Genomic DNA, 11,941 nt, shown 5'->3' with positions numbered 1-11,941 from the left:
AGCCGCCGTCAAGCTCGCCCGCAAGGGCGGAGGCGGGGGTGAGCAAGCAAGGCCGTAGCTGCTCTTCCAGGCCCTGCTTGCTCACCCCCGCCTCCGCCCGTCCAGCGCAAGCAAGCCCAACCCACAAAGCCGCCGCCCACTCAGGAGTCCGAGACCGACCACCACTCGTCCTTTTGGCTCGTTTTGGTACCTGATCGGGCGCGCATCTTCGGCGAACAAGCGTAGTTAACGAGCAATGTGCCTTACATCCGAAAAGCCATCCGCCGTAGCTTGATCGTCGCCGTCGGGCTGGTCTTGATCGCGACGGGTGGTGCCGCGATCGCCGCGGTGGTCACGCCCGATCCGGTGACGTCGCCGTCGTTCAACGGCCCGGTGTACGCGGTGGCCTACCGCGGCTCCACCGTCTATGTGGGCGGCAACTTCACCAGCGCGATCGTCGGCGGAAAGGCCGTGCCCCGGACGCGTCTGGCCGCGCTCGACGCCCGTACCGGAGCTTTGCTCGACTGGAAGCCCAGCGCCGACGCCAACGTGCGCGCCCTGGCCGTAGCCGGCGATGTCGTCTACGCCACCGGCGACTTCGACACTGTCAACGGCACCCCCCGCGACGCGATCGCCGGGATCAGCGCCAGGAGCGGCGCCTTGACGTCGATGCGGCACACCGTTGTCGGCCAGCCCAACGCGCTCGCCACCGGAAACGGCCGGCTTTACCTGGGGGGCAGGATCACCGCCGTCGACGGGGTCGCCCGGGGCAACCTGGCCGCCTTCACCTTGGCCACCGGCTCCCTCGACCGCTGGGCACCGACAACCGACGACGTGGTCAACGCCGTCGCGGTCACCCCCAAGCGGGTCTACCTCGGCGGGCGCTTCCACCGGACCAACAAGGTCGGCTCCACGCTGCGGCTGTCCGCCGTGGATCCCGCGACCGGGGCCGTCGACCTCGCGTTCATGCCCAAGCCGGTGTCGCAGGTCTTCGCGGTCGCGGCCGACTCGGCGGGTGTCTATGTCGCCACCGGTGGGCAGGGTGGGCGCGCGGTGGCGTACACCCCGGCCGGCGTCGCCCGGTGGACGCGGGTCTTCGACGGTGACGCGCAGGCGATCGCCGTCCTGGACGGCACCACTTATGTCGGCGGGCACTTCGACAAGGCTTGCATCACCACCAACAACGGCGTCCGCGGCGTCTGCACCGACGGCTCGGTGCCGCGGGGCAAGCTGGCCGCCATCGACGCGCAGGGCAATCTGCTGCCGTGGGCGCCGCAGGCCAACGGCGTCGCCGGCACCCGGCAGATCGCGACCAGCCGGGCGCTCGGCTCGATCAGCGCGGTCGGCGACTTCACCTTGGTCGCCTCGATGTCGCGTAAGCGGTATGTGGCCTTCTCGGGCGTCACTCCGCGTACTGAGTCGGCTCCGGCGGACGGGCCGGTGGCTTCGTACAACTTCGATTCGGCGATCGCCGACGGCACGTTCGACGACGGTTCCGGCCACCGGCATCTGCTACGCGCGGTGACCCGGAACGGCGGTCAGGTCGCCATGGAACCGCACGCTTCGGGGCAGGCTTTGACCTTCCCGCCGCGCTGTTCGGGAGCCACCTGCCCGCGCCTTGTGCTGCGGGCCGAGGCCACCGCCGACCTCAACCCGGGAACCAAGCCGCTGCGCTTCGGCGCCGCCGTGCGTCTCGCCTCGCCGCCGGCCGGGGCGACCGGCCAGGACGGGCAGAACATCCTGCAGAAGGGGTACGCCACCGGGGGTGGCCAGTACAAGTTGCAGGTGGACGGGGTTTCCGGCAAGCCGGGCTGCGCCCTGACGGATCGTGCGGGCGGGACCACGTACGTCGCTCGAAGCCGCACGTCGATCGCCGACGACCAGTGGCACACCCTCGAGTGCCGGCGCACCGGCCCGAGTCTGGCGATCACCGTCGATGATCAGGTGCGGTCCACCGTCGCCGTCCCGGAGGCGCTCACGATCGACTCCGAGCAGCCGTTCAGCCTGGGTGGCAAGGGCGTCGGTGCCGACAACGACCAGTTCCACGGGGCCCTGGACGACGTATGGATTCACATCGGTGACTGACCGTCATGATCACAGTGGAGGGTGAGACATCCGACAATCCGTCCCTCTCGGAGTGATGACCACCACCCGCGGGTACTGATAGCCTTCGGCCGCCGTTGTCTACGCAGCGTGAGGAGCAGAGGGATGGCCAGCTGGATCTTGGTGCCTTGCCTGGTGAAGCTGCGCTCCGAGTTCAATGCGATCGCGCCCAACCGGGACAGGTCCAGCGACGGCTCGGTGGGTGACTCGGCGCATCAGAGCAGTCAGTCCGATCACAACCCGGACGAGACCGGGAACGTGCCGATCCGCGACGCCGACCGGGTCAACGAGGTGCACGCCATCGACGTCGATGTGGACCTGCGGGTGCCGGGGCTGTCGATGGAGAAGGTCGTGCAGTTCCTGCTGACGCGTTGCCGGTCGGGCGCCGAGAAGCGCCTGCGCTACATCATCTTCAACCGGCGCATCTGGTCGGCCAGTTCGGGCTGGCGCCAGGAGAGGTACACCGGCGCCAATCCGCACGACCACCATGCGCACTTCTCATCTTCGTACGCGTCGAACCTCGAAGCCGCGACGGCTTCCTGGCATCTGGAGGACGTACCCGTGGCACTCACCGCCGATGACAAGAAGTGGATTTCCGCGGAGATCGCCAAGCAGGTCAAGGCTCAGATCGACGACATCTGGGCGTTCAACGTGGGCCGGTCGACCGGGACGCCGTCGCAGCGGGCCGACAGTGTGCTGGTGACCGCGAACGTCCGGGCCGGCTCGGTCGCCAACGACCAGCTGCCCAAGCTGCGCGACGCCGTCGAGCAACTCTCCCAGCAGGTCGTCGAGCTGACGCAGCAGCTCACGGCCGGCCGGTCGTCCTGACCAGACCGGTCACGGCGTCCCGGCCTCGGTGTCGTCACCGCCGCCACCAGGATCCTCCTCGTTGCCGCCACCCGGGCCCTCGTTCCCGGTGCCAGGGGTGGCCGAGGGCGTGGTCGGACCGTCGTCGGGCGGGGTCGAGTCGTCCTCGCCGGGTTCTGAACCACCCGGGTCCGGGGTGTCCGGCAGCTCCGAGGCCGGGTCGGACGGCTGGTCCGGCGGCGGCGCGGGCCGCGTCGTGGTGGTCCGGGTCGGTGTCGCGGTGGTCGGGCGGGTCTGCGTCTTGGTGCCGGTCGTGACCGGCGGCGCGTTGCCGGTGCCGGCCGACCCCTGCACCGATGTCGACGGGGTGGTCGGGCCGGGTGCTTTGTTCTCGCGGTCGCCCAGATAAAAAGCGATCGCCGCCACCGCCGCGACGAGCACCAGCGCCCCGGCCGCGGCCAGCACGACCATCGTGCGCCGTGAGCCCGGAGCCGGAGCGACGGACGGCTGCTCGGTCAGCGTCGCCGGCGTGGGAACCGCCGCGTAGCGGGGAGCGGCCAGGATCGCGGTGGTGTCCCCGCCCGACACCGCGCGGTCGGCCGCCTCGGCCATCGCCGCCGCCGACGGGAAGCGGTCCGCTGGATTCTTGGCCAGGGCCCGCATGACCACGGCCCGGACCGCGGGCGGCACATCCTCGGGCAGCTCGGGTGGCGGGTCGTTCACGTGCTGCATCGCGATGGCGATCGGGTTGTCACCCATGAACGGCGCGTGCCCGGCCAGGCAGTGGTAGGCCACCACACCCAGCGCGTAGATGTCGGCCGGCGGCCCGGTCGTCTCCTTCGAGACCTGCTCGGGCGCGATGTACATCGCCGTCCCGACCACTTCCCGGGCGCCGGTCAACGTCGACGAACTGGCCGAGCGGGCCACGCCGAAGTCGACCAGCACCACCGTGCCGTCCGGCTTGATGATGAGGTTGCTGGGCTTCACGTCGCGGTGCACGATGCCGGCCTCGTGCGCGGCCTCGAGTGCCCGCGCCGCCTGGGCCACCACCGACATGGTCTCGGCCGGGGTCAGCCGGCCCCGCTCGGCGATCCGCTCGGTCAGCGGCTGGCCGTCGATGCGGGCCATCACGATGTACGCGTCGGTGCCGCTCTCGGTCTCGCCGAAGTCGTAGACGTCGGCCACCCCCGGGTGGTGCAGCGCCGCCATCGAGCGTGCCTCGTGGCGGAACCGCTCCTGGAACCCCGGGTCGCCGGCCCGGTCGGCGTGCAGCGTCTTCACGGCGACGTCGCGGCCCAGCACCGTGTCGGTGGCCCGCCAGACCTCGCCCATGCCGCCGGCCGCGATCCGGTCGTCCAGCCGGTATCGACCACCGAAGATTTCCCCTGGGCTTGGCATGCCACCTTCTCAACCGATCGGATTCAGCCGGATCACAACATACGCGGCGGTCCGACGATCATGGTCAACGTCCGGGAACGGGTGCCGAACTGAGATCGCCCGTGCGATGGATCGTCTGCCACTTCAACCGCCGCCCGGTCACCGCCGCGACCGCCGAATGCAGCAGCACCAGGTACATCACCTGACGGTAGACGATCTGCTGCAGCGGCAGGCTCCAGAGCGGGCGCAGCGGCTCCCGATCGAGACGGAACGCCAGGACAGCGGTCAGCACCTGCACCACCAGCATGGTCAGCCAGCCGATGGCGGTGACCTCGCGGTCGAGGAAGAGCAGGCCGTAGACCGCCATCAGGTCGACCAGCGGCGCGAGCAGCGGCAGCAGCACGCTGAAGAGCGCGATGAACAGCAGGCCGCGGCGGCCGAACCGTCCCGACGGGCCGCGGTCGCGCACCGCCGCCCGGTGCTTCCACATCGCCTGCATGGTGCCGTAGCTCCACCGGTAGCGCTGCCGCCAGAGCTGCCTGGCCGTCGCCGGCGCCTCGGTCCAGGCCTTGGCCGACTCCTCGTAGACCACCCGCCAGCCGGCCCGGTGGATCGCGATCGTCAGGTCGGTGTCCTCGGCCAGCGTGTCGGTGCTCAGCCCACCCGAGTCGGTCAGCGCCGCGCGCCGGAACGCGCCCAGCGCCCCGGGGATGGTCGGGATGCAGCCGAACGTGTCGTACAGCCGCCGGTCCAGGTTGAAGCCGATCACGTACTCGATGTGCTGCCACTTGCCGATCAGCCCGCGCCGGTTGCCGACCTTGACGTTGCCGGCGACCGCGCCCACCGCCGGGTCGGCGAACGGCTGGACGAGCCGGTGGACCGCGTCCGGCTCGACCACGGTGTCCGCGTCGACCATCACGATCAGGTCGTGGCGCGACAGGGCCACCCCGGCGTTGAGCGCGTTCGCCTTGCCACCGTTCGGGATCCGGACGACCCGGACGTTGCCCAGTCCCAGCTGCCGCGCCGCCGCCGCCGTGTCGTCGGTCGAGCCGTCGTCGACCACCAGCACCTCGACGCCGGGGTGGGCCGAGAGCGCGAGTGAGCGCACGGCCGGCCCGATCGTCTTCTCCTCGTTGTAGGCGGGCACGACGATCGTCACCGGCGAGGTCACCGGCAGCCCCCACGACCAGTCCGGGCCCCGCCGGTGCCGGGAGTGCCGCCAGGCGAAGGCGAACAGGATCAGCGTCCGGATGACGATCAGCCCACCGGCCGTGATCAGCAGAGCCCACAGCACCGCCAGCACGACATCGGCCACGCCGACGGTCCACACCAGCGCCCGCCCGCGCCAGACCGCGTCGTCGCCGGCCGCCGGGTTCACCTGGCCGCCGATGGCCGCGCTGACCGTACTGAACTTGTAGCCGCGCTTCTGCAGCTGCGGGATCAGCCGGTCGAGCGCGGCCACGGTCTGCGACCGGTCACCGCCCGCGTCGTGCAGCAGCACGATCTGCCCGTCGTCGCCCTCCGGGGTCACGTTGCGGACGATCGCGTCGGTCCCCGGCCGTTTCCAGTCCTCACTGTCCATCGTGTCGAGCACGGTCAGGTAGCCCTGGGCGCCGACCGCCTGCACGGTCTGCCAGTCCTTGTCGGTCAGGGCATCGGCGAACGACGAATACGGCGGCCGCATCAGTCTGGTCGCGCCGCCGGTGGCGTGGGCGATGGCCAGCTGGGTCTGCGAGTTCTCCATCTCGCGCCGCCACTCGGGCAGTTCGGCCAGGTCGGGGTGGGTGAACGTGTGCCCGCCCAGCTCGTGACCCTCGCGCGCGATCCGCTCGGTGATGCCGGGGTGCCGGGCGACCTGGGAGCCCACCACGAAGAAGGTGGCCGGGGCGTGGTGCTTGGCCAGGATGTCGAGGATCTTGGGCGTCCACCGCGGATCGGGTCCGTCGTCGAAGGTCAGCGCGATCGTCCGGGCGGGCATCCCGTACGTCTGGAGTTTGCCCCCGCCGGTCAGGTCGATCACCGGGCCGCCGTCGCGGACGGAAGCCGGCACCTTCCGGTTGGACGTCGAGGCGGGGCTGGTGCCGTCCGGGCTGAAACCGGCGTCGGTGTAGACCGAGACCAGGATGACGGTCGCGAGCAGCAGCAATACGGTCAGGGCCAGCGCGCCGGTCATCACCCGGCGCCGCCGGAGCCGTCGCCGGCGCTTGATCGGCGGCAGCCGGGCGGTCGATTCCGCCGGATCATGCGGTGGCGGGGCGGACCGGTAGACCGTCACCGCGGGCAGGTCCCGGCCGGTGCGGCACTCGGGCACGGACGGGCCGGCGGCCGGGCCGGCTCGATCAGCTGGGTCACCCAGATCGTGATCAGGGCCAGGACCAGCAGGACCCCGATCCCGTACGCGGTGCGGCGCAACCACCGCCGCCGGCCACCGGTGGGATCGACGAAGACCGGTGGCGGTCCCTGCTCGCCCAGGGCCAGCATCTGGGTCTTGGCGTTCTCGGGCAACGGCGCCTTGCCGACCGCACGCCCGACCCGGGCCCGCCCCTGTGACCGGCGCCCGACGGACGCCCGACCGACCTTCGGTTCTTCCGCCACACCATCGACGCTAGAAGATGGGGCGGAGATGCGCACCCCCGGGCGGGTCTAGCGTCACACCATGCTCTCGCCGGCGGCGACGATGGCCTGCTCGGCGCTGCGCGACGTCCACCCGAGCACCCGGCGGGCCTTCTCGCTGGAGACCTTGCGCTCGTAGCCCAGATCGGGCACGGTGCCGCGCAGCCGCTCGTCCGGGATGGTCGTGGTCGGCACCAGCTTCGCGGCGTCACCCAGGTGCTCGCGCAAGATCGCGCCGATCTGCTCCATCCGCAGCGCAGGCCCGCCGGCCAGCAGGAAGCGCTGCCCGGCGGCGCCCTCGGCGGTCATGGCCGCGAGGTGGGCCGCGGCGACGTCACGGACGTCGACGATCGGGATGTAGAGGTTGGGGAAGCCCGGCATGCGGCCCTCGAGCATCTGCTCGACGATGTGGTTGGCGCCCGAGACCTTGTGGTCACCCAGCACCGGACCCATGACGGCGACGGGCAGGATGGTGGTCAGCCCGGTGGCCGCACCGTCGAGGAGCTCCCAGGCCGCGCGCTCGGCGAGGGTCTTGCTCCGGCCGTAGGCGTCGGTGCCCGGCCCGTCGAGCACGGTCCAGTCGTCCTCGGTGAAGACGTGGTCGTCGTGCGGGTGGCCCCAGCCCACGGCGTGGAAGGCCGAGGTGAGCACGACCCGCTGGACGCCGGCGTCGCGGGCGGCCCGCAGCACGCGCAGCGTGCCCTCGCGGGCCGGGACGATGAGGTCGTCCTCGTTCTCCACCCGGCCCGGCTGCACGGGCGAGGCCACATGCAGGACGTGATCGCAGCCGCGGACAGCCTCGGCCCAGCCGTCGTCGCTGAGCAGATCGGCCGCCACGAAGGTGACGCCGGGCAGGTCGGGGGTGCGGTCGAGCGACCGGACGGTGGCCCGGACGTCGTACCCCTGGTCGAGGAGCTGAAGGATGCAGTGACCGGCGATGAAGCCGGAGCCGCCGGTGACGAGAACTGTGGTCATGCGGTCCATGGTCGTCCGGTGGCCGGCGGTCAGGCAGAGCATTGGTCAGCCGGGGGTCCGGCAGGGCCCCCGCTGCGGCCGCCCCGGCGATCTACCGTGACAAGCATGAGCGAGGAGCCGAACCTGCTGGGCGCCTTCCTGCGGGCGCGGCGTGAGCTGATCAGCCCGGAGGTGGCGGGGGTGCCGGTGACCGGGGTGCGCCGGACACCCGGGCTGCGCCGCGAGGAGGTGGCGATGCTGGCCGGGATCAGCGCCGACTATTACCTGCGCCTCGAGCGGGGGCGGGACCGCCATCCGTCGGCCCAGGTGCTGGAGTCGCTGGCCCGGGTGCTGCGGCTCGACGACGACACCCGCGACCACCTGCTCGGACTGGCCTCCGAACGGCCGCGCCGGGCCCGTCCGCGACGCCGCGAGATCGTCCCGCCGAGTACTGCGGCGCTGGTGACGATGCTGCCGCTGCCGGCGTTCGTCGAGGGCCGATACATGGACGTCCTGGTGGCCAACGCCCTGGCCACCGCGCTCTCGCCGCGGCTGGTCGCGGGGAACAACCGGCTGCGGGACGTGCTGCTCGACCCGGGCGAGCAGGCCCTGATCCCGGGCTGGCAGCAGGGCGCGGCCACGATGGTCGCCCACCTGCGTGAGGCGGCCGGGCCGGACACCGACGATCCGCGCCTCGTCGAGCTGGTCGGCGAGTTGTCGGTGGCCAGCCCGCTCTTCCGCCGGCTGTGGGCCCGCCACGACGTGCGCCACCGGGGTGGGGCGGCGGTGCCGTTCGACCACCCGGTGGTCGGCCCGATGACCCTGCATCGCGAGAAACTCCAGGTCAGCGACACGGTCGGCATGATGCTGGTGATCTATCACCCCGAGCCGGCGACGGCCGACGCCGACAAGTTGTCGCTGCTCGCGGTCAGCTCGCTCGCTTGAGCGCGCGCTGCGCCGGGCCGCGAGTCACGGCCCGGCGCGGCGTTCGCCGGAGTCAAGCTGCTTCGGTGGGGGTGGTGCGGCGGCGGGGGAGCCACAGGGCCACGACGGCGCCGGCGGCGACGATCAGGGCTCCGACGATCACTGCCGGGCGTAGGCCGTCCACGAAGGACTGGTGGGTGGTGTAACCGCCGGTGGAGCTGAAGATGGAAGCCAGGGCGGCCACGCCCGCGGCCACGCCCACCTCGCGGATGGTGTTGTTGACGCCCGAGGCCACGCCCCGGTCCTGGTCGGAGACGCTGGCCAGGGCGACCGTGCTGATCGGGGCGAAGGTCAGGCCCATGCCGATGCCGGCCAGGGCGAAGGCGATCACCAGGCTTCCATAGGTGACGTCCGTGCCGGTGGCCAAACCGATCCAGAGGATGCCGGCGGCCAGGAAGAGCTGGCCGGTGAAGATCAGGACGCGCTGACCGATGCGGTCGCCGAAGAGGCCGGCCAGCGGAGCCACGATCATCGGGGCGGCGGTCCAGGGGAGGGTGCGCAGGCCGGCGTCCAGCGGGCTCAGGCCCTGCACCACCTGGAAGAACTGGGCCAGCAGGAAGACCGAGCCGAAGGCGCCGGCCGAGAAGGTCAGCGTCACGGCGTTGACCAGGCTGAAGCCGGGGGAGCGGAACAGGCGCAACGGCAGCATGGGAGCCGGGTTGCGGGCCTGCCAGAACAGGAAGGCGGCCAGCAGGGCGGCCCCGCCGATCAGCATGGTGAGGATGCGGGCCGAGGCCCAGCCGCGGTCGGGGCCGTCGACCACGCCCCAGATGACCAGCAGCATCCCGGCCGCCGAGAGCACCAGGCCCAGCGGGTCCAAGCGGCGGGCGCCGCCGCGGGACTCGCCCAGGACCGTCAGGGCCAGGATCACGGCCACGACGCCGACGGGGACGTTGAGCCAGAAGATCCAGTGCCAGTCGAGGCCCTCGACCACCGCGCCGCCGACCACCGGGCCCACGGCCACCCCCAGGCCGCTGATACCTCCCCAGATGCCCACGGCCGCCGTTCGCAAGCGGGCCGGAACCGCCTCGGCCAGCAAGGTCAGGGCCAGCGGGGCGACCGCGGCTCCGCCCAGGCCCTGGACGGCCCGGGCCGCGGTGAGCTGCCACGACTCGGTGGCCAGGGCGGCGCCGGCCGAGGCCAGGGTGAAGACGACCAGGCCGGCCACGAACATGCGGCGGCGGCCGAGGCGGTCGCCGAGCGCGGCCGCGGTGAGCAGGAAGGCGGCGAACGGCAACGTGTACGCGTTCACGAACCACTGGAGGTCGGTCAGCGAGCTGCCCAGGTCGGCCCGGATCACCGGCAGCGCGGTGCTCACGACCAGGTTGTCCAGCGTGACCATGAAGGTCGGGATGCCGACGGCGGCCAGCACCCAGCCGAGCGGGCGGGTGCGGCGCCGCGGTGCCGCGCCGGGCGCCTCGATAACGGCGGTCATCAGTTCTCCCCTAGTTGTTATCCACTGATAACTTCGTTCGCCACGTTAGTTATTGACTGATAACATGTCAACCGTGACCCGAACCCGCCTCACCGCCGAGGCACGCCAGGAGCAACTGATCTCGGCCGCCGTCACCGCCTTCAGCCAGAGCGGATACGCCGGCACCACGACCGATCAGGTGGCCCGGCTGGCGGGTGTCTCCCAGCCGTACGTGATCCGGCTCTTCCGGACGAAGCAGGAGCTCTTCCTGGCCGCCGTGCAGCACGCGGGCGACCGGATCGAGGCCAAGTGGCGCGCGGCCGCGGATCAGAACCCCACCCTGGCCGGCCTGGGTGAGGCATACGGGGAACTGCTCGAGCAGCCGGAGCTGATCACGATGCTGTTGCACGGTTTCGCCGCGGCCGGCGACCCGGCGATCGGCGATCCGGTGCGCGCCTGTTTCGGCCGGCTCTACGAGGTCGTCCGCGAGCTGACCGGTGCCACGGCCGAGGAGGCCCGCGACTTCTTCGCGGTGGGCATGCTGCTCACCTGCCTCGGCGCGATGCGCGTGCTCGGCCCGGACGCGGTGCCCCCGAAACCGTGGGCGACCGATTTGCTCAGCACCTTCGAGGGGCTCGACAAGAAGATGTGATCAGACGTTGTGCCGGGCCAGCCGCGGCTCCCGCCAGCCCAGCATCGCCTCGGTCATCCGGACGGCGTCGACCGTGGCCCGGACGTCGTGAACGCGCACGATCCGGGCTCCGTGCAGCACGCAGAAGACGACGGCCGCGATCGTCCCGGCCAGCCGGTCGGGCTGCGCGACGTCCAGGGTCTCGCCGATGAAGTCCTTGTTGCTCACGGCCGCCAGCATCGGGTAGCCGATCCCGGCGATCTCGTCGAGCCGGCGGGTCAGTTCCAGCGAGTGCCGCGTGTTCTTGTTGAGGTCGTGACCGGGGTCGATGATGATCTGGTCGGGCCGTACGCCGTGGTCCAGCGCCACCGCGACCCGCTCGCGCAGGAATTTCGCGACCTCGGTGGTGACATCGCCGTACTGCGGGCTCGGCCACAGCGTCCGGGGTGGGGCCAGGCTGTGCGTGATGACGAGTTGCGCGCCGGTGCCGGCCACCACGTCGGCCATCGCCGGGTCGCGCAGTCCCGAGGTGTCGTTGACCACCCCGGCCCCGGCCTTGATCACCTCGGCCGCGACCTCGGGCCGGAAGGTGTCGACCGAGACGACGGTGCGCGAGCGCGCGGCCTCGACGACGGGCAGTACCCGGTCGAGCTCCTCGCTCGCGCTCACCTCGGGGCCGGGGGCGAACGGCACCCCGCCGACATCGATCCAATCGGCTCCGGCGTCGGCCGCCGCGGTCACCGCCTCGATCGCCTTCTCGAGGGCGTAGGTGCGGCCCCGGTCATGAAAGGAATCGGGGGTGCGGTTGACGATCGCCATCACCGCGACGCGCCGGGAGAAATCGAACGGGCGGCCCGCGATCATCCGCGCGCGGTTGTGCTCACTCACGAGTGTGCAGCGTAACAGGGCTGCCGAGCCGGATTTCGAGCGGTGCACAATTTAAATCGGCCGTCGTGCATACCCGGTTGTCAGCCAAGTATGCGGCACTATTCCATTTAATTGCGGTGCGGAAAGTATGAGTGACGGAGTTCCACATCGGGTAATTCGATCGGCGAAGGCACAAAGACGAATCCCCTTTG

10 protein-coding genes are annotated in these 11,941 nt (G+C 71.3%); 4 read left to right on the top strand and 6 right to left on the bottom strand.

The features are described 5' to 3' along the window. Positions 1 to 237 precede the first annotated feature (237 nt). A complete protein-coding gene (locus NAG42_RS39385) occupies positions 238 to 2,064 on the top strand; it encodes a LamG domain-containing protein (RefSeq protein WP_250037521.1) in 1,827 nt (608 codons plus the stop codon). Between the two features lie 123 nt (positions 2,065 to 2,187). After that, positions 2,188 to 2,910 (top strand): hypothetical protein, encoded by a 723-nt coding sequence (locus tag NAG42_RS39380; protein ID WP_250037520.1) that lies wholly within the window; start codon positions 2,188 to 2,190, stop codon positions 2,908 to 2,910. A 9-nt stretch (positions 2,911 to 2,919) separates the two neighbouring features. On the opposite strand, the gene NAG42_RS39375 is transcribed toward NAG42_RS39380, so the two are convergent. The 4 genes from NAG42_RS39375 to NAG42_RS39360 all read right to left on the bottom strand — a co-directional run bounded on the left by NAG42_RS39375 (position 2,920) and on the right by NAG42_RS39360 (position 7,854). Beyond that, positions 2,920 to 4,287 carry a serine/threonine-protein kinase gene (locus tag NAG42_RS39375; RefSeq protein WP_250037518.1) on the bottom strand — a complete coding sequence of 456 codons (1,368 nt, stop codon included), beginning with the start codon at positions 4,285 to 4,287 and terminating at the stop codon, positions 2,920 to 2,922. A gap of 64 nt (positions 4,288 to 4,351) precedes the next feature. Next, positions 4,352 to 6,541, bottom strand: coding sequence for a bifunctional polysaccharide deacetylase/glycosyltransferase family 2 protein (locus tag NAG42_RS39370; protein WP_250037517.1), 2,190 nt, complete (start codon positions 6,539 to 6,541; stop codon positions 4,352 to 4,354). After that, a complete protein-coding gene (locus tag NAG42_RS39365; protein WP_250037516.1) occupies positions 6,538 to 6,861 on the bottom strand; it encodes a hypothetical protein in 324 nt (107 codons plus the stop codon). The genes NAG42_RS39370 and NAG42_RS39365 overlap by 4 nt, the downstream gene beginning before the upstream one ends. 54 nt (positions 6,862 to 6,915) lie before the next feature. Continuing rightward, positions 6,916 to 7,854: an SDR family oxidoreductase gene (locus tag NAG42_RS39360; protein WP_250037515.1), complete on the bottom strand. Its 939-nt coding sequence runs from the start codon at positions 7,852 to 7,854 to the stop codon at positions 6,916 to 6,918. Positions 7,855 to 7,959: 105 nt separating this feature from the next. On the opposite strand from NAG42_RS39360, the gene NAG42_RS39355 reads away from it, so the two are divergent. Then, entirely contained in the window at positions 7,960 to 8,778 is an 819-nt protein-coding gene (locus tag NAG42_RS39355) for a helix-turn-helix transcriptional regulator (RefSeq protein ID WP_250037514.1), read from the top strand. Positions 8,779 to 8,830: 52 nt separating this feature from the next. Here NAG42_RS39355 and NAG42_RS39350 read toward each other — a convergent pair whose 3' ends face one another. Continuing rightward, positions 8,831 to 10,252: a DHA2 family efflux MFS transporter permease subunit gene (locus tag NAG42_RS39350; protein ID WP_250037513.1), complete on the bottom strand. Its 1,422-nt coding sequence runs from the start codon at positions 10,250 to 10,252 to the stop codon at positions 8,831 to 8,833. Positions 10,253 to 10,325: 73 nt separating this feature from the next. Here NAG42_RS39350 and NAG42_RS39345 point away from each other — a divergent pair, with 73 nt between their 5' ends. Next, positions 10,326 to 10,883 (top strand): TetR/AcrR family transcriptional regulator, encoded by a 558-nt coding sequence (locus NAG42_RS39345; protein WP_438872514.1) that lies wholly within the window; start codon positions 10,326 to 10,328, stop codon positions 10,881 to 10,883. On the opposite strand, the gene folP is transcribed toward NAG42_RS39345, so the two are convergent. Further along, complete coding sequence (gene folP, locus NAG42_RS39340; RefSeq protein WP_250037511.1) at positions 10,884 to 11,750, bottom strand: dihydropteroate synthase; 867 nt, start codon at positions 11,748 to 11,750, stop codon at positions 10,884 to 10,886. It abuts the gene before it with no gap. Positions 11,751 to 11,941 lie beyond the last annotated feature (191 nt).

The sequence above is a fragment of the Paractinoplanes maris genome, assembly GCF_023544465.1.
Taxonomy (GTDB): domain Bacteria; phylum Actinomycetota; class Actinomycetes; order Mycobacteriales; family Micromonosporaceae; genus Actinoplanes; species Actinoplanes maris.
The sequence above is the reverse complement of the archived record's forward strand: the minus strand, read 5'-3'. Positions and strand labels throughout refer to the sequence as shown.

What these genes read in the sequence shown, in the direction of transcription:
- NAG42_RS39360 (WP_250037515.1), bottom strand. Translation starts at nt 7,854, where the DNA reads ATGACCACAGTTCTCGTCACCGGCGGCTCCGGCTTCATCGCCGGTCAC.
- NAG42_RS39375 (WP_250037518.1), bottom strand. Translation starts at nt 4,287, where the DNA reads ATGCCAAGCCCAGGGGAAATCTTCGGTGGTCGATACCGGCTGGACGAC.
- NAG42_RS39380 (WP_250037520.1), top strand. Translation starts at nt 2,188, where the DNA reads ATGGCCAGCTGGATCTTGGTGCCTTGCCTGGTGAAGCTGCGCTCCGAG.
- NAG42_RS39350 (WP_250037513.1), bottom strand. Translation starts at nt 10,252, where the DNA reads ATGACCGCCGTTATCGAGGCGCCCGGCGCGGCACCGCGGCGCCGCACC.
- NAG42_RS39355 (WP_250037514.1), top strand. Translation starts at nt 7,960, where the DNA reads ATGAGCGAGGAGCCGAACCTGCTGGGCGCCTTCCTGCGGGCGCGGCGT.